General features: G+C 46.5%; 1 protein-coding gene. It reads left to right on the plus strand.

Annotation, left to right across the window (positions count from 1 at the left end; translation table 11 throughout):
- The coding region (locus CWE23_RS13795) for an RNA-guided endonuclease TnpB family protein (protein WP_133306978.1) at window positions 1-752 on the plus strand (752 nt) is incomplete at its 5' end.
- Window positions 753-820 lie beyond the last annotated feature (68 nt).

Here is an 820-nt window from a genome sequence, read left to right on the forward strand (position 1 = left end):
TGCAGCCTGTAAAGGCAAATATTCATCGTGAAATTACGGGTGCAGTAAAAAGCATTACTGTCAGTTTGAGTAAAACAGGTAAGTTTTACGCATCAATTCTTGTGGATGATGGAGTCGAAGCGCCTGCATTACTTCACACGGTAAGCAAGGTTACAGGTGTTGATTTGGGGCTGTCTCACTTCACCGTCGAATCAAACGGCAGAAAGACTGCCAACCCTCGATTTGTAAAACGCGCTGAGAAAAATCTCAGACGTAAGCAGCGCCAGTTGTCTCGTAAGGCTAAAGGGAGCGCCAACCGAGCAAAGGCTCGTTTGTTGGTTGCAAAATGCCACGAAAAAGCAGCAAACGCTCGTGCCGACTTTCAACACAAACGCTCTCGAACTCTCGTTGACGAAAACCAAGCGGTGATAGTTGAGACATTGAAATCGGCCAATATGATGAAAAACCGTAAACTGGCAAAACACATAGCCGATGCCGCATGGCATAGCTTTGTTGCGAAACTGGAATACAAACTGAAAGAGCAAGGCAAATACCTAGTCAAGCTTGATCAGTGGTACGCCAGTTCTAAAACATGCCATTGTTGCGGTCATAAAATGGAAGAAATGCCCTTGTCTGTTCGAAAGTGGGATTGCCTGTCTTGCGGAACGACGGATATAGATCGCGACTTAAATGCCGCCTTCAATATCCGTGATAAAGGCATTCTGGAATTAAAGGCGGCTGGACGGTCGTCTCTGCTTATGGAAGCTGCGTAAGCCTCGATACTATCGAGCAACGGCTAATGAAGTAAGAAGCATCGCCTGATAAGGCGGTGAGTAGTCAC

This window comes from Idiomarina aquatica (assembly GCF_003987185.1).
Classification (GTDB): Bacteria; Pseudomonadota; Gammaproteobacteria; order Enterobacterales; family Alteromonadaceae; genus Idiomarina; species Idiomarina aquatica.